General features: G+C 46.2%; 15 protein-coding genes. 6 read left to right on the top strand and 9 right to left on the bottom strand.

Features of this window, described 5'->3' with window-relative positions:
• Window positions 1-9: 9 nt before the first annotated feature.
• The 6 genes from urtD to MWG72_RS03740 form a co-directional block, all read right to left on the bottom strand.
• Window positions 10-828 (bottom strand): urea ABC transporter ATP-binding protein UrtD, encoded by an 819-nt coding sequence (gene urtD, locus MWG72_RS03765; protein WP_005250261.1) that lies wholly within the window; start codon window positions 826-828, stop codon window positions 10-12.
• Window positions 825-1898 (bottom strand): urea ABC transporter permease subunit UrtC, encoded by a 1074-nt coding sequence (gene urtC, locus MWG72_RS03760; protein WP_247143257.1) that lies wholly within the window; start codon window positions 1896-1898, stop codon window positions 825-827. Before urtC ends, urtD begins: the two co-directional genes overlap by 4 nt.
• A 4-nt stretch (window positions 1899-1902) precedes the next feature.
• Window positions 1903-3534 carry an urea ABC transporter permease subunit UrtB gene (gene urtB / locus MWG72_RS03755; protein ID WP_247143256.1) on the bottom strand — a complete coding sequence of 544 codons (1632 nt, stop codon included), beginning with the start codon at window positions 3532-3534 and terminating at the stop codon, window positions 1903-1905.
• Window positions 3535-3628: 94 nt separating this feature from the next.
• Window positions 3629-4909, bottom strand: a complete 1281-nt coding sequence (gene urtA, locus MWG72_RS03750; RefSeq protein ID WP_004729110.1) for an urea ABC transporter substrate-binding protein — start codon at window positions 4907-4909, stop codon at window positions 3629-3631.
• Window positions 4910-5269: 360 nt separating this feature from the next.
• Window positions 5270-7150: a DNA topoisomerase IV subunit B gene (gene parE, locus MWG72_RS03745; protein ID WP_247143255.1), complete on the bottom strand. Its 1881-nt coding sequence runs from the start codon at window positions 7148-7150 to the stop codon at window positions 5270-5272.
• A 1-nt stretch (window position 7151) separates the two neighbouring features.
• Entirely contained in the window at window positions 7152-7745 is a 594-nt protein-coding gene (locus MWG72_RS03740) for a YqiA/YcfP family alpha/beta fold hydrolase (protein ID WP_247143254.1), read from the bottom strand.
• A 246-nt stretch (window positions 7746-7991) separates the two neighbouring features.
• Between MWG72_RS03740 and MWG72_RS03735 the strand changes: the two genes are divergently transcribed.
• On the top strand, window positions 7992-9323 hold the full coding sequence (locus MWG72_RS03735; RefSeq protein ID WP_247143253.1) for a GPI inositol-deacylase: 1332 nt from the start codon (window positions 7992-7994) through the stop codon (window positions 9321-9323).
• 53 nt (window positions 9324-9376) lie between these two features.
• Here the strand turns inward: MWG72_RS03735 and MWG72_RS03730 are convergent, their stop codons facing one another.
• Both MWG72_RS03730 and gshA read right to left on the bottom strand, forming a co-directional pair.
• Window positions 9377-9904: a disulfide bond formation protein B gene (locus MWG72_RS03730; protein WP_247143252.1), complete on the bottom strand. Its 528-nt coding sequence runs from the start codon at window positions 9902-9904 to the stop codon at window positions 9377-9379.
• A gap of 19 nt (window positions 9905-9923) precedes the next feature.
• The gene (gene gshA, locus MWG72_RS03725) at window positions 9924-11501 is read right to left on the bottom strand and encodes a glutamate--cysteine ligase (RefSeq protein ID WP_247143251.1); all 1578 of its coding nucleotides are present in this window, start codon (window positions 11499-11501) and stop codon (window positions 9924-9926) included.
• 211 nt (window positions 11502-11712) lie between these two features.
• Here gshA and MWG72_RS03720 point away from each other — a divergent pair, with 211 nt between their 5' ends.
• From MWG72_RS03720 to MWG72_RS03710, 3 genes are read left to right on the top strand one after another with little or no spacing between them, the layout of a single operon-like run.
• Window positions 11713-12252 (top strand): DUF924 family protein, encoded by a 540-nt coding sequence (locus tag MWG72_RS03720; RefSeq protein ID WP_213686577.1) that lies wholly within the window; start codon window positions 11713-11715, stop codon window positions 12250-12252.
• A 52-nt stretch (window positions 12253-12304) separates the two neighbouring features.
• Window positions 12305-12856 carry a CC0125/CC1285 family lipoprotein gene (locus MWG72_RS03715; protein ID WP_004647203.1) on the top strand — a complete coding sequence of 184 codons (552 nt, stop codon included), beginning with the start codon at window positions 12305-12307 and terminating at the stop codon, window positions 12854-12856.
• A gap of 11 nt (window positions 12857-12867) precedes the next feature.
• Window positions 12868-14169 carry a DUF445 domain-containing protein gene (locus MWG72_RS03710; protein ID WP_168730599.1) on the top strand — a complete coding sequence of 434 codons (1302 nt, stop codon included), beginning with the start codon at window positions 12868-12870 and terminating at the stop codon, window positions 14167-14169.
• Between the two features lie 88 nt (window positions 14170-14257).
• On the opposite strand, the gene MWG72_RS03705 is transcribed toward MWG72_RS03710, so the two are convergent.
• A complete protein-coding gene (locus MWG72_RS03705; protein WP_004647201.1) occupies window positions 14258-14545 on the bottom strand; it encodes a DUF2798 domain-containing protein in 288 nt (95 codons plus the stop codon).
• A 259-nt stretch (window positions 14546-14804) separates the two neighbouring features.
• On the opposite strand from MWG72_RS03705, the gene argS reads away from it, so the two are divergent.
• Window positions 14805-16595, top strand: coding sequence for an arginine--tRNA ligase (argS, locus tag MWG72_RS03700; protein WP_005094951.1), 1791 nt, complete (start codon window positions 14805-14807; stop codon window positions 16593-16595).
• A 262-nt stretch (window positions 16596-16857) separates the two neighbouring features.
• Window positions 16858-17475 carry an SPOR domain-containing protein gene (locus MWG72_RS03695; protein ID WP_004281265.1) on the top strand — a complete coding sequence of 206 codons (618 nt, stop codon included), beginning with the start codon at window positions 16858-16860 and terminating at the stop codon, window positions 17473-17475.
• Window positions 17476-17532 lie beyond the last annotated feature (57 nt).

Below are 17532 nucleotides of genomic sequence, written 5' to 3'. Positions count from 1 at the left end.
GCAAGCTCCTTAACGCCCTAAATACTTTTCAATGACATCTTCATTGGCTTGTACTTCTGCCAATGTGCCTTCTGCCAAAATTGCCCCTTGCGCCAGTACCGTGACTTTTTCACTAATGGTGTCAATGAAGCTCATGTCATGCTCGACCACAACGAGGGTGTGATTTTTCTTGAGTTCTAAACACAGCTCCGCCGTGCGTTCGGTTTCGGCATCGGTCATGCCTGCTACAGGTTCATCAAGCAAAATCAGTTTTGGACGTTGCATCAGCAACATGCCGATTTCTAACCATTGCTTTTGACCATGTGACAGCAAGCCAGCAGGTTTATTAATGAACTCTTGCAGACGAATCTGCGTCAATGATTCATCCAAAGCATTTTGTGCATCGGGATCGAGTTTGCTAAAGAAACTCTTTTTCACCCGTTTGTCTTTGGGTGCAGCAAGTAACAGATTTTCCATGACGGTGAAATTTTCAAACACGGTCGGTTTTTGGAACTTACGCCCAATGCCTGCTTCGGCAATTTGTTCAGTGCTCATTTTGGCTAAATCGTAGTTTTGCCCAAAAAATGCTGTGCCTTCGGTTGGTCGCGTTTTACCGGTAATCACATCCATGAGGGTGGTTTTCCCCGCCCCGTTCGGTCCAATGATGCAGCGTAATTCCCCTTCTTCGATATACAGCGATAAATCATTTAGGGCACGAAAGGCATCAAACCAGACACTGACTTTTTCCAGATACAATGCAATGCCATGGGTAAAGTCCGCGCCTTGTTCTTTTGGGCGACCATAGCCTTCAGAAGCATGACCACCATGCGGTTGTAGGATCTCGCTCATTCGCTACGCTCCTTTTTAAAACGGTCAAACAGACCAATAATGCCTTTTGGCAGAAAGATGGTCACCACAATAAATAACGCACCCAAAATCAACAGCCATGCTTCAGGATAAGCCGAAGTAAAATAGGTTTTTACCCCGTTAATGATGCCTGCACCAATTAGTGGGCCAATCAGTGTGCCACGTCCACCCGCTGCCACCCAAACTGCCATTTCAATCGAGTTCACCGGGTTCATTTCACTTGGATTAATAATGCCTGCTTGCGGCACATACAGCGCGCCTGCAATCCCTGCAATAACCGCAGAAAGCACCCAAGCAGAGAGCTTGTACCAAAGCGTGCGATAGCCCAAATATTGCAGACGATTTTCGCTGTCACGAATCGCCCCCAACACACGGCCATAAGGTTTATTCATCAAATGACGTAACCCGATAAAGCACAGCAACAACACCAACGCCGTGATAAAGCACAGGCTTGCCCGCATCGATGCGGAAGTAATATCCATACCTAAAATAGTTTTAAAACCGGTAAAGCCATTGTTGCCACCAAAGCCGGTCTCATTACGGAAGAACAGTAATGCAGCGGCAAAAGTCATGGCTTGGGTAATAATCGAGAAATACACGCCTTTAATTTTCGAGCGGAAGGCAAAGAAACCAAAAATAAAGGCAATGATGCCCGGTACTAACACCACAAGGGCAAGTGACCAAAGGAAGTATTCAGTCCCCACCCAAAACCATGGCACTTCCGTCCAACTCAGGAAGCGCATAAAGTCAGGAATACCATCCCCTGCAGACTGGCGCATCAGGTACATGCCAAAGGCATAACCGCCAAGGGCAAAGTACAAACCATGCCCCAAACTTAAAATGCCGGCATAACCCCACACCAAATCGAGTGCCAAAGCGACCAAGGCCAAGCACATGATTTTGCCAATCAGGGTGACCCAATACGCAGATAAATGCAGGGTTGAATCGGCAGGTAACAGGTGTAACCATGGCAATGCCAATAAAATGGCAAAGCACACGGCAATCGCAATGCCACTATGCGGTTTGTCGGATAATAATTGTGTGATCTTCATGTGCTTACTCCACAAAACGGCCTTTGATGGCAAACAAACCTTGTGGACGTTTCTGAATAAACAAAATCACAAGCACCAAGAGAATAATTTTTGCCAGTACCGCACCAATGCCAATTTCCAAGGCTGTACCGCTAATACCCAGACCAAGCGCTGCAAGGACTGCACCCCACACCTGACCTACACCACCGACTACTACAACCAAGAAGGCATCAATAATATAGTTTTGCCCTAAATCCGGCCCGACGTTACCGACTTGTGCCAAAGCACATCCGGCTAGTCCTGCAAGACCTGAACCTAAACCAAAGGCCATCATGTCGATACGGCTTGAACGAATACCGACTGCTCGCGCCATTTGACGGTTTTGCGTCACCGCACGTACAAACAAGCCAAAACGGGTTTTATTCAGTAGGTAAACCAACAACAAAAGCACTGCAATAGTAAAGACAATAATCGCAATACGGTTATAGGGCAGCATCAAGCTTGGAGTAATCGAGATCCCGCCTGACAGCCAGGAAATGTTAGAAACTTCGACATTTTGCGCACCAAAAGTCATGCGTACCAATTGCATCAGAATCAGGCTGACCCCAAAGGTTGCAAGCAAGGTTTCAAGTTGACGACCGTATAATGGACGAATCACGGTACGTTCAATCAACATACCGATCAGTCCACTCACCAAGAATGCCGCAGGAATAGCGGCGATTAAGTACCACTCGACATAGCTACCCAAATAGCTTTTAAACAGACTTTGCACCACATAAGTAGTATAGGCGCCAATCATAATGAGCTCACCATGCGCCATATTGATGACACCGAGCAAACCATAAGTAATGGCTAAACCGAGTGCAGCAAGCAACAAAATACTGGCGGTACTTAAACCTGAAAATAAATGTCCTGTCCATTCACTGGCTTGAATACGGGTTTTAATACTGTTTTTCGCTTCAAGCAAAGCCGCTTTCAGCTCAGAATGGATATTCGGCTGTGACAACTCATTGTCGATCATCGCCAAGACATCAGGACGATTAGAATCTTGTAAAATTTTTGCGGCTTGAATTTTGACGAGCACATCTGAGTTTTCATAATCCAGACGCGCTTTCAGTTGTGCCAAACGGGCTTTGACTTTATTGTTTTGTTCTTTTAAATACAGCGCATTGATATGTGCTATATCAAGTTCCGCAAGATTGCTTTCATAAATATCAATCGCTTCTAAACGCTCAGAGGCATCATCCGACTTCAACTTGCTTTGTGCCAAACCAAAGGTCAATGCTTTACGCAAGGTATTCACCAAAGTGACTTGTGCAAGGTCGCTTGGCCAATCTGCAACAGCATCTAAACTTGGATAACTGAGCAACTGATCATCGGCTTCTAAAATATAGGTTTGTCCTTGAGAATCGCTATAAAGCTGGTCGTTTTCAACATATTCTGCAAGCTGATCTAGCTGTTCGATACTGCCCGGCCATTGCTTCAGTAAAGCACGGCGCTGGGCAAAATCACCTTGCACAAATTGCTGGATTGCATCTTGTTGTATTGCTGCAGTCAATGCAGTGCTATTTGAGGATTGTTCTGCTGATACCAGTTGCACACAAATAACCTGTACAAATACCAGAAAAATAGCGGCGATATTCACGCGAATATTCATTATATTCACCCCTATTCCATTGGAAATTTTCCGTGGAGAGTAAGAAAAAAATCAGAGGACACCTGCCACGGCTGTGGCAGGCAAAAGATAGCTGTTATTTCGGAATGTACGGGCTCCAAGGCTGTGCCTGGATGGCTTGTGGCGTTTTATAGACCACATCAAACTGTCCATCGCCACGAATCTGACCAATCATGACTGGCTTGTGTAAGTGGTGATTCGTCGCATCCATTTTTAAGGTATAGCCGGATGGGGCTTTGAATTCCTGACCTGCCATCGCTTCACGGACTTTATCGACCTCTGTAGAACCTGCTTTTTCAACGGCTTGCTTCCACATGTTAATCCCGACATAAGTTGCTTCCATTGGGTCATTGGTCACGAGCTTGTCTGCATTCGGCAGTTTGAATTCCACTGCATACTGCTTCATTTTGTTGGTAAATTCTGTATTGACCGGATTCTTCACTGACATGAAATAGTTCCATGACGCCAAATGACCGACCAATGGCTTGGTGTCAATACCACGCAGTTCTTCTTCACCCACCGAGAACGCCATGACGGGAATATCAGAGGCTTTAATGCCCTGATTACCCAATTCACGATAGAACGGCACATTCGAGTCGCCATTGATGGTCGAGATCACCGCAGTCTTTTTACCAGCTGCGAATTTTTTCACATTGCCGACAATGGTTTGATAGTTGCTATGACCAAATGGCGTGTACTCTTCCATGATGTCCGCATCAGCCACGCCTTTAGACTTTAAAAAAGCACGTAAAATCTGGTTGGTGGTACGTGGGTAAACATAGTCTGTACCGAGCAGAACAAAACGCTCCGCTTTACCGCCCTCTTCACTCATCAAGTATTCCACGGCTGGAATGGCTTGCTGGTTAGGCGCAGCACCGGTATAAAAAATATTTTTGGATTGTTCCTGGCCTTCGTACTGTACGGGATAGAACAATAAGCCATTCAGCTCTTCAACCACTGGTAAGACAGATTTACGTGACACCGACGTCCATGCACCGAAAATTACCGCGACTTTGTCTTGGGTAATCAGCTGACGTGCTTGCTCTGCAAACAGTGGCCAGTCAGATGCTGGATCGACCACCACAGGTTCCAGTTTTTTACCCAGTACCCCACCATTATCATTGATTTCCTTAATCGCCATTAAGGCCGTATCTTTCAGTGAGGTCTCAGAAATTGCCATCGTGCCTGACAATGAATGCAGGATCCCGACTTTAATCGTGTCGCCGCTGTCTGCGACTTTGCTTTCTGCGCCCGGGGCTTCTGCTTTTTCAGCAGATTTTGAACACCCCGTTAATGCAACAGCCCCTGCCATGGTTGCGGCTAAAATACTTTTTGAAAATAAATTGCGTTGGAACATCAGATTTTTCTCCAAACTTTATAATGGTGCATTTTTCATGCTTGTCTTGTTGTACATCTGGATGGAGTGATTCAATTTCTGTGCCAAGGCTTCAAAAAATAAAAATTTTTAATTTAACAGATTTCATCATTTATATTATGAATCATGAATTTAGTAATACTAAAAAGAATTAAACCTGTATTTAAATGCTGTATCCGAGCTTAACTCTAAGTAGGTCGCGCAAAGAGCAATGAAAACATAGCAGAAGTGAGATAGAAGATGATGTACAAATAAAGTGCAGCATCTTGAGTAATTTTTGCACTGTTTTAAAACAAAAAAATCCCGCGCTTGCGGGATTTTTTATTGCTTAAATTCGATAGTTTAAACCACCAAATCTGCCAGATTACCTTTTTGTTCTAACCAGTCTTTACGGTCACTGGCACGTTTTTTCGCCAAAAGTTTATCCAATAAACCTGCAGTATGATGAGCATCATCCAGATCCAGTTGCACCAGACGGCGCGTGTTTGGATCAAGTGTGGTTTCACGTAACTGGCTGGCATTCATCTCGCCCAGCCCCTTGAATCGGGTAATTTGCGGATTCTTGGTTTTGCATTTTTTCAGGATGCTATTCAGCTCATCTTCATCCAAAGCGTAGTGCACATCTTTGTTGTCATCAATACGGAATAATGGTGGCATTGCGACATACAAATGCCCCTCTTCTACCAGAGTCGGGAAATGCTTCACAAACAAGGCACACAGCAAAGTCGCGATATGCAAACCATCCGAGTCGGCATCCGCCAGGATACAGACCTTGCCATAACGCAGTTCAGACAAGTCATCCGAACCCGGATCAACGCCAATGGCAATCGCAATATTGTGTACTTCCTGCGATGCTAGAACTTCGTCAGAAGAGACTTCCCAAGTATTCAGGATTTTTCCACGAATTGGCATAATCGCCTGGAAGTTCTTATCACGCGCCTGCTTGGCCGAACCACCCGCAGAATCCCCTTCCACAATAAACAGTTCTGACTGATCCAGATCATGGCCTACACAGTCCGACAGTTTCCCCGGCAAGGTTGGACCCGCGACAATTTTCTTACGTTCTACTTTTTTCGCTGCTTTGAGACGGCGACCGGCTTTGGAAATGGCCATTTCTGCCAGTTGCATGGCGATGTCAGAATTCTGGTTCAACCATAATGCAAAGGCATCTTTGGCAATATTCTGCACAATCCCTGCTGCTTCACGGCTCGACAGACGTTCTTTAGTCTGACCCGAGAACTGCGGCTCCTGAAATTTCAGCGACAGGATATAGTTGACGCCGTCCCAGACATCTTCGGCAGAGAGTTTCATATTCCGCGGCAGCAAATTACGCAGTTCACAGAACTCGCGCATCGCATCGGTGACACCTGAACGCAGACCATTCACATGGGTTCCACCTTGTGCGGTTGGAATCAGGTTGACATAAGATTCCTGGACGCTTTCACCACCTTCAACATTCCAGCAAATCGCAAATTCTGCGCTGGCGCGCTCTGCGTCACCTGTGGCGACAAAAGCTGGTGCCGGAATAATTTCACGGTCTTCCAACTCATCCATTAAATAGTCGACTAGACCATTTTCAAATTGCCAGGTGATTTTTTCATCATTGATCTGATCAACATAATTGATCTGTAAACCCGCCGCCAAAACAGCTTTGGCTTTGAGATTATGTTTTAACGCTTTGAGGGCAAATTTAGGCGAATCAAAATATTTGGCTTCAGGCCAGAATTGTACCGTAGTTCCTGATACCCGTTTCGGTGCCTTACCTGCCAGCACTTCAAGCGGTGCAACCGGTTCGCCATTTTCAAAGGCCATTCTGTACAGGTTACCCTGACGCTGAACTTCGACCTCTACACGGGTCGAAAGCGCATTGACCACTGAAATCCCGACGCCATGCAAACCACCGGAAAACTGGTAATTATCGGTGCTGAACTTACCGCCGGCATGCAGTTTGGTCATGATAATTTCAATACCGCTCTGGCCATATTCAGGGTGAATATCCACCGGCATACCACGGCCATTGTCTTCGACTGATAAAGAACCATCTTTATAGACCGTGACGGTAATCTTGTTGGCATGCCCTGCCAGTGCCTCATCGACAGCATTATCAATCACTTCCTGTGCCAAATGGTTGGGACGAGAAGTATCGGTATACATGCCCGGACGACGACGGACCGGATCCAAACCAGATAAAACTTCAAGAGATTGAGCCGTATATTGAGACACGTTATTCGGTTTCCTTTTTTATGCAGTCCAATAAAAACTGTAAGACGAACGGAATTTTTTCCGCAAAATCATCCATCCCGTGACTGCCATGCGCTTCAGTCATCAGCATTGCAGGGGGATGCGCAGCACTATAATAACGATGTGCTTCACGATAATCCAAAACTTCATCGCCTTGTTGCAGCAGAACCAGTATTTTGTCTGCATCTTGTGCAACAGGCAGGGCCAATTGCTGCAGTTGTAACAGATCTGCCTCATCCAGACACCAGTTCGGATGGACTTGATAAGGCAGTTGCTCGTCAAACAGTTCACGAAACAGTTGCCATGGTCGCATTGCCGGATTGATCAGTACAGCAGGCACAGCATGCTGTGCGACCAGATGTGTCGCATAAAATCCGCCGAGACTGCTGCCCAGTAACGCCACATCATGCATCGATTCAATCAGGCCAGAAACATACGCAATGGCAGCCTTCGGTGACATGTTTAAATCGGGTAAATGTACCTGAATTTCAGGATACTTTGCACAGTAATGTTGCAGCAATTTCCCCTTGATCGAGTTCGAATTACTCTTAAAACCATGCAAATAAATGATATTCATGAACTACCAACAAAAAACCCATCAATCATCAAAATTTAATTTAAATAATGTGAAGTACACTACGTTATAAGACCAGTTAATTGCTTAAATTGTCTGACAAAAAAGCTCAAAATCTTCTCTCATTCTCGTTATTTTAAGCTGAGGCCCTCAAAATCAGGAAACTCAACAAGAAAAAGAATTTATACCGCGAAGTTCTTTAAAAAGAAAGATGGCACCACATGCGGCTCATTGAAAGGACAGGATCAGATGCCAAGTTTGACACCGTTACATGAAACCTATTGTCGATGGGATCGGACCCCGCCGAGTCAGGCCGATGTACTGGAAGGTCTGGCGCAGCTGGTGACGATGCGCTTTAACGATGTGATCCAGGAGCTGATCAAGAGTATTCAACGCGAAATTTTAATGAGTATTTTCGGTTTAAGTGAAAATAATTCTGAAAAAATTCAGAATATTCCGTCGATTGTGCGGCTCTATCAAATGTCTTATGACATGCTATTTCATTACGGCAATACCCTGATTGCCCCTGCTTTGCGCCAGATTATTGAACGCTTTCCTAAACTGCATAATAAACCGCTGACACCTTCCTTGCATTTTCTGGTCAGTGTCTTAAATGGCATTATCGGGGATTATCTGCTGAAATATCAAAACCCTCTAGCCCTGCCGATGGTGATCTATGACCATTATGGCTCGCTGCAAAAAGGTGAGCTAAGCGGTCGTATTACTTTGTTTGTACATGGCTTATGCATGAACCATCTCGACTGGTCAAATCGCAAATATGAAGGCATTGGGGCAAAATTACTGGCGCAGCGCGACCGCAATACCATGCTCTACCTGAATTACAATACTGGACGCCGGATTTCTGCCAATGGTCGCAGTCTGGCGAATACCTTACAGGATCTGGTTGTTCGCAATCCTAGAATTACCAGTATTGACCTGATCGGCCATAGCATGGGTGGACTGGTGTCACGCAGCGCACTGTTCTATGGCAAGCAGAATGTGTATAGCTGGGTCAACATGGTGGAGAATCTGGTCTGTATGGGTTCACCGCATCATGGTGCGGTACTGGAACGTTTTGGTTTTAGCTTGCAGGACAAACTCGGACATTTTCCACTGATCCGGTTGCTTGGCCATCTGGTCAATATTCGCAGTAACGGTATTCTGGATTTACGCCATGGCAGCGTCCGGGATGATGACTGGGAGCATAATCCGCTACGGATCGGCTTTATGGATGATCACCGTAAACCTGCCCCAATTCCCTCGCATATCGATACCTATCTGGTCGCCGGTACCATCGAGTTTGAAAACCGAAAAAACAAGACCTTACATGTAATTGGTGATTATCTGGTCAGTATTAAAAGTGCTTTGGGCGAGCATCCCAATCCGCGTTTCCAGCTCAAAGTCCCCGATGCAAACAAGGCGATTTTTTACGGCCTGAACCATTTTGAAATTCAGTATCATCCGCTAGTGGCCGAGCAGGTGGCGCGCTGGTTCTATCCAAGTGTAGAAGATGAAGCCTTTGATCAGATTCATGAATATGTGATGGATCTGGACAGTCTGGAAGGCATAGCCCTGACCTAAACTGAAGCAAATAAAAAAGCCCTCGATTGAGGGCTTTTTTATTAAATACGGAATTAATATTTATCTCTGAGTCGTTTAACCGGTGCCTTTTTATATTTACGCAGTAGTTGCCACAGGCTAATCAGCAATAAAATACTGAAAAAGATCAAAGACCAGACAGGCAAGGATTGACCCAAGAAGGTCCAGTCAATCGCGGCACATTCCCCTGAACCATTTAAGACCTGTTGCAGTACAGACTGCATCGGCAGGGTTTCCAGCCAGTATTCCAGACCGGGACCACAGCTCGGCACCTGATCCGGTGGCAGGTTCTGTAGCCAGACATGACGTGCAGCCACGCCCACAGCCCACAAAATACTGAGCGAACCCAGCAAGGCATATAGCCGCTTCATGAGATTGGATGCAGGATTATGCAGGAATGCGATCAGTGAGATGATCCCGAGTCCGATTAATCCAACACGCTGAAACACACAGAGCGGACAAGGCGCCAGACCTTGTACATGCTCAAGATATAAGGCAAATGCCATGCCGATGACAGCAGCCAGAAACAACATACCACTCACGAAGCGATAACCCCATTGCATGGTGAATCCTCTTATTTTTTTATCGATATTGGGCTAAATAATCAGCAAAACTGACGCTGCTATCTTGCTCGAGTTGCTGTTGTTGCTGCAATGACTTTTGTGACATTTCTTCAAAATAAGCCAGTGTTTCCGGACTGAGCTGATGCGCTTCATAGACACTGCTGTGTTGCTGGGCCAGATGTTGGCCAAAATGCCACATACTGCCCTGTTCACGCGTATCCCCGACCACTAGGGCAGACAAGGTGGCATCGACTTCATCAACCCGGATCATCATGGTTTTTAGAGCATCAGTATATAAGGTGGTGTCATAGGCCGAATTTAACAGCTTGGCCAGAGGATGCATACGTTGTAAATGCATGGCACACCAGTCTTCAATCGGATAAGACTGACCATTTTCCATAATTGCCGCATTTGGCGCACGGCCACGATTCACGACCTCGGCCTGATTCTGCTCAATGATATCCTGTTCATCGCTGAGGAGCGCCGGACTGTCCTGCAATAAACAGTACAAAGCTACCACTTCGAGGAAGCCGGCCGTATCTTCATTAATCCCAATCGGGCTATAGGGATTGACATCGACGGCACGTAACTCGACATAGGCAATCCCACGATTTTCCAGTGCCTGCGACGGGGTTTCACCCGCGAGTGGCACCTGTTTCGGGCGCACCAGACTGTAATATTCATTTTCGATTTGTAGCACATGATCATTGATCTGGATCGGCTGACCATTGGCATCATCTAGTCCCAGACGACTAAACGGTTTATACGGCGTTTTGACGGCTTTTTGCAGTCCGTCCAGATAGTCCTGCAAATTATTGTAATGAATACCGAGCTGTTTCTGCGCAGAGTTTTGATAGCCAAAACGTCCCATACGCAGTGCAGTCGCATAAGGCGAATACAAGGTACCTTTGACCAATGGCAGCAAGAAATGATCACGGCCAGTCATAAAGCACTGGCAGACCGCCGGACTGGCCCCGATCAGGAACATCACCAGTGGGGTCAGACGAATAAAGTTACGGATCAGGCCCATATAGCGATGACTGCGATAATCCTGCAAGCTCAATGCTTGCAGCGCCTCGTCCTGTTCCTGCTGTTGCAAGGCCTCGAACAGATGATCCGGGAAAGACAGGTTGTAATGCACACCTGAAATCGTCTGCATACGGCGGCCATAACGCACACCTAGACCATGACGATACAAGGTTTTAAATAAACCGATATTCGAGCTGCCATACTGTGCCAGCGGAATACTGTCATCGCGGCTGTCCAGCATACACGGCATCGACAAAGGCCAGAGCTTTTCATCATTTTCCAGATGGCGATGTACAATTGCATGAATATCGCTGAGATAGTCCAGCGCCTTTTTAATACTGTCTTGTGGCGGAGTAATAAACTCCATCAATGCTTCAGAATAGTCCGTGGTGATATGTGGATGAGTCAAGGCTGAACCCAAGGCACGAGGATGCGCTGCCTGTGACAGGAAACCATCACTTTGCATACGTAAGCTTTCACGCTCGATACCACGCAGCATGCCTTTGATGAGTGACGACTCGACCCAGGTCGGTAACACATTTTGGGAAGTCGATTCAGGTTGACTCATTACAATCTCGCTTAAGGGGGCTAAATTATTAAATTAAAATCATCGGTTTAATCAGTATAACGTGATTTCGTGCCGGCACATGACAGGCTGCCTAGTTTTCAGGCAAACTATTGATTTTTAATTTGGCAAATTTTTAACACAAACTTCCTCTATAAGACATGGAAAATTTGTGATTTTATTAACAAATAGATGCTAATGAATTGTAAATATTATGAATTATCAAGATATTTTAGACTTCTGGTTTCATGCGGACAGCCAGCCCTTATGGTTTAGCCAAAGTCATGAATTCGACCAAAGTATTGCGCAGCAGTTCATGAGCACCCATCAGCAGGCAGCCCGGGCTGAACTTTGGGGCTGGCGTAAAACAGCAGAAGGTCGGCTGGCCGAAATTATTGTGCTAGATCAATTTTCACGAAATTTATTCCGTGATTCTCCCCAAGCTTTTGCCCAAGACAGTCTGGCACTGGCCTTGGCTCAGGAAACCATCAGCCTGAATCTAGATCAACAGCTCAGTCCGGAACAGCGTGCCTTTCTGTATATGCCATTTATGCACAGCGAATCCAAACTGATTCATGAATTCGCCTTAAAACTGTTTCAGCGTCTGGGCAATCCGACCAATCTGGAATTCGAGAAAAAGCATAAAGTCATTATTGACCGCTTTGGACGTTACCCGCATCGGAACCAAATCCTGGGTCGTGAATCGACCAATGAAGAACTTACTTTCCTGACCCAGCCCGATAGCAGTTTTTAAGATTTTTTAAGACCGGCTGTCTGAACTGGATCATTGCATCAGGAGATCGAACATGAAAAACATGCTACTGGGATTGAGTATGATTGCTGCCATCAGCCTGACTGGCTGTGCAACCACACCCTCAAAGCCCTTAACATTTGATCAGTTAGGTCGCTACAGTACCACTCCCCTCAATAGCAACACTTACCGTATCAGCTTTCAGGCCCGTCCCAATATGAGCTTTGGCACAGCTGAAGAAATTACCCTGCTCAAAGCCGCACAGACTACCGTACAAAATGGTTTTCAATTCTTCAGGGTACTGAATGATCCAAGTAACCGCACCCAGCAACCTCCACGGCAAGCCATCGTCTATCCGGCGCCAAGCTTTTATCCTTACGGGTATTACCGCCGATATCCGGGATTCTGGCCAGACCCATTCTATGACCGTCCTTATACCGTGACTCTGGATCCTGCCCAGGTGGCTTATACCATTGAATGCTTCAAGGCCAATCAGGCGCCTCAAGATGCCTTTGATGCCCGCTTGATTTTACAGTCACTTGGGGCTAAATATGGTTTAAGTCCATCCGGTGCAGTGCTGCAACCGCAACCGGCCAATCCCTCCTGACAGGATGATCTATGCAGACAGAGCGTATCTCCCCGAGCTTACAACGCAGTAAACGTTTCGCGACCATCGCCCTGGTGGTCGCCGTACTGATCTGGTTGGCATTGATGGTTGCAGCCAAACTGCTACCCGAATATGTCTGGCTCATTCATATTCTGATGCTCTCGGCAGAAGCGGGTGTGGTCGGTGGTCTGGCGGATTGGTATGCGATTACCGTACTGTTTCGTAACCCTTTTGGCAGATTGCCTATTCCCAAGTTTTTACGTGACCATACCGAAATCATTCCACGTAACAAGGCCCGTATTGCAGAGTCGATGGGCCGTTTTGTGCAGGAAAATTTTCTTTCTCCGCAAATTGTACAGCGCAGTCTGGACAGTACCGACCTGAGTCTGGCTGCAGGACGCTGGCTGGCCAATCCACAAAACAATGCCCAAGTGACTCAGGTCATTCAACAGACGGTGCCTAAAATCTTTGAATTTGTGGGACAGGAACAGATTGCCGGATTTATCCAGAGCAACAGCGTGCAATGGGTCAAAAATACCCAGATCAATACTCTGGCCAGTGAAATGCTGCATGCCGTTCTGGACAATGATTTCCATCAGGATGTGCTACAGCGAGGACTGGATGTGGTGCATGCCTGGATGACCTCGCATCCGGAACAAACCCGCGAGCTGACCCGCAACCTGTTTAAGGAAATGGGCGTGTGGAAACTGGCCAAAGGCGCCAGCTGGATCGGGATTGACGTGCAGCAACGCAGTATTGATTCCGTGATCGGGCGCGTTGAAGCCATGCTGGCCGATCCAGATCATCCATGGCGACTTAAAATTGAGAGCATGGGACATAGCTGGATGTTACAGCTGGCGGATAATGACAGTGAAGCCAGCCAGCGTCTGAATGAAACCAAAGATGCCTTACTGGATAGCCCACAAGTGCTGAATTTTATCAGCGGTGCGGTGGTGATTTTATGTGATGCGATCAAGGCTGACTTGCAAAAACCGGATTCGGGGATTGCGGAAAATCTTAGAATTGCCATCCAGCAGGTCGGAGAAAATATTATCTCGAATGCCTCGGTACGTGAGCTGCTGAATAAACGTCTCAGCGGAATCGCGGTTGACCTGAGTGACCAGTATAGTGAAAAAGTGATTCGTTTTATCAGCGAGCGCATTCACGAATGGGATTCAAGCGAGATGATCGACAAGATTGAAAATGAAGTCGGCGGCGACCTGCATATGATCCGGGTCAATGGAGTCGTGGTCGGTGCCTGTATCGGTCTGGTACTTGGGATTATCCGGGCGGCGGTAGAGCATTTAATTTAAAGATGACGCTATTCGTCCCATACATCCCGACTTTTAAAATATCCAAGAATTGACTCCAGCCAGATCAAATTTAAGATTTAAAAAATGATCACTTGGGTGGCTGAGGTCCGGACATATCGACCAATAGCCCAGTGAATTTGCGTACGAATGGCAATAAGGTCACCACAATCGGAAAAGCAATCGCCCAAGAAATCATCCAGTTATGAAACCAGAGTGCCATAAATCCATCAATCCAGCCAAGATTGCGCAGCATATTGATCATGGAAATGATGCCACTCATCAGGCAGGACAGGATAAAAGGCACAATAATCAATGCCCATTTTGCAGGGAGTTTAGGAATATGACCGATAATGGTCGGACGTTGTGATGCAGCCACGACATGCTCTTTTTACTGTTTTCAGATGACTAATATAAGCCAAATTCTGTACGGTGAAGCATTGTTTTTTTCATCTGAAATGTTGAGCTAAAAACTGGTTTTATTTTCACGGGATTAATCCGTTGATTTTCCCTTTCTTTAGTCAAAAACTTCTGACGAAGTGATCCTCCACTTTTTATTCCCGAGAAATGCTTTTACCTAAACAGCCTGAAATTTGCTATATTTGCTGTTTTTCTGCGATCTCTATTTTCGACTGATTATGAATACGGCAATACAAGCAGCTCTCGATCATGCAGTGCACACTTTACAGGCACAAGGCGTACTCCCATCTGACTGGAACAATACAAGTAATTTGACGCGTACCAAAGACCGAAGCCATGGTGACTTTGCGTCGAATATTGCCATGATCGCGTCGAAAGCTGCGGGTATGAAGCCACGTGATTTAGCGGAAAAAATTCTTGCTGCCCTGCCTGAAGTGGCAGATATCAGCAAGGCAGAAATTGCCGGTCCTGGTTTTATTAACTTCTTCCTGAATGCTGACCAGCGCTTTGCAGTCCTTGATCAAATCCAGGCACAACAGGCGACTTATGGTCGTACCCAGGTCAATGCGGATAAACGTATTCAGGTTGAATTCGTGTCTGCCAACCCAACCTCTAGCCTGCACGTAGGTCATGGTCGTGGTGCTGCGTATGGCATGACGGTTGCGAACTTGCTTGAAGCGACCGGTGCAAAAGTCGATCGCGAATACTATGTCAATGATGCTGGCCGTCAAATGGACATTCTGGCGACTTCGACTTATCTGCGCTACCTAGAATTAACGGGTCAGGAACTGGTGTTCCCAAAAAATGCCTACCAAGGCGACTACGTTAAAGAAATCGCGCAAAGCATTATTGATCAGGATGGCGACGCCTATGTACGTCCTGTGGCTGACGTGTATAAAAACGTGCCTGAAGATGTACAGTTTGCAGCTGAATTAGATGCAGATGGCAATAAAGTCATATTGTCTGGCGATAAAGAAAAACACATCGATGGTTTGATCTTTAATTCACAAGCGTTAATTGGCACAGGCTACCGCGTATTCTTGCAAGCCGCGCTTAAAGCTATCTTAGATGATATTAAAGATGACCTAGGCGAATTTGGTGTAACCTTCAATCAATGGTTCAGCGAAGAATCATTGACAGACAAAATTGAAGAAGCCTTACAGACCTTAGATCAGCGTGGTTTCCTGTATGAACTGGATGGCAACATCTGGTTCAAATCCACTGCATTCGGTGATGAAAAAGACCGTGTCGTGAAACGTCGTAATGGTCAGACCACTTACTTCGCGTCTGACATCGCTTACCACCTGAACAAGTTACAACGTGGCTATACCGATATCATCGATATCTGGGGTTCAGATCACCACGGTTATATCGCACGTGTAAAAGCGGCCATTGATGCGCTGGGCTATGACTCGAAAAAATTAACGGTTCTTCTGGTTCAGTTCGTGAGCCTATGGCGTGGCGGCGAGATGGTACAAATGTCATCCCGTTCAGGCCAGTTTGTGACCTTGCGTGATCTGCGTAAAGAAGTTGGCAATGATGCTGCACGTTTTTACTACGTAATGCGTAAGTCTGAACAGCACATTGATTTTGACCTGGATCTTGCTGTGTCACAAAGCAAGGACAATGCAGTGTATTACATCCAGTATGCACACGCCCGTATCTGTCGTATGTTAGAAAAAGCAGCGTCTACCAATGTCAACTTTGATGCTACAGCAGCACGTAATTTGGCGGCTAAGCTGGAGCTTGATGCTGAAACTGAAATCCTGGCCAAACTAGCGGCCTATCCGGAAATTCTGGTCCGTGCTGCAAACAGCTATGAACCACATCAAATCGGTAATTACCTGAAAGAGCTGGCAGCCTTGTTCCACGGCTGGTACAACGACAATAAAGTACTCGGTGATGATGCTGAATTGACCCAAGCACGCTTATTGTTATCAGTGAACGTGCGTCAGGTACTGCGTAACGGTTTAGAACTTTTAGGTGTGTCAGCTCCTGAGAGCATGTAAGCAAAACACTGTTTTGCATGCTCGCAAGGCGAGAGCTAGGCTCGAAGCGAGCATGTAAGCAAAACACTGCCGTTTATCTGCTGAGCAGACATTTTGTAACTTCAGCTATGTGCTTGAAGATACAGATAAATTAAAATTCTGTGTGATTTGTGATCTAGAGGATGACTTTTGTATCCTGATCACATAGGATGAAGTGATAGTAGGGGCATAACTGCTGTTATGCCTTTTCTATATGTCCCGATTAATAAGAGGAAAATCCCAAGTGTTTGGAAAAACGCAGCGCGGTGTATCTGAAAGACCGAATAAGCCTAAAAAGCCACTTATTCCAACCTGGCTCGGCACACTCGTGATCATTTTAATCGTGTTAAGTTTTTTAATGGCACTGATGCTCTGGAAGCCATGGGAACCGGTCAAACCGAAAACTCAAACAAGTGCTGAATCTGTCCAAGAAGAAGATACCAATAAAGATTACCGTTTTTATGACCTGTTACCACAGCAACAAGTGACGCCTATTCCTGAACAGGCCGTCCCTGAAAACAAAAATCAGGATACGGTAGTAATTGTAGAAGCGCCTCGACCTGAAGTAGCTCCACCTGAGGCGACCACAACTGAGCCTGGCTTAGAAGCCAGTGAAGCGCCTGTTGCCGCTCCGGCCAGTTATATTCTGCAAGTCCGCAGCTTTGATGACCCAGATCAGGCCGATGCCCGCCGCGCCGAAATTATTCTCAATGGTTTATCTGCCGATGTGGTACGCAGTGTAGAAAATGGCAAAGTCTGGTATCGCGTGGTTTCAGGCCCTTATGATTCTGCAGAAGCTGCAATTATCGCACAGCAAACCTTGCAGAATAGCGGGATCGATTCCATCGTCGTGAAACGGTAAATTTCTAGAAATAAAAAAAGCGCCTGATGGCGCTTTTTTTTGAACCTCTCCCTTGCG

The organism is Acinetobacter lwoffii, from assembly GCF_022967985.1.
Taxonomy (GTDB): domain Bacteria; phylum Pseudomonadota; class Gammaproteobacteria; order Pseudomonadales; family Moraxellaceae; genus Acinetobacter.
The sequence above is the reverse complement of the archived record's forward strand: the minus strand, read 5'-3'. Positions and strand labels throughout refer to the sequence as shown.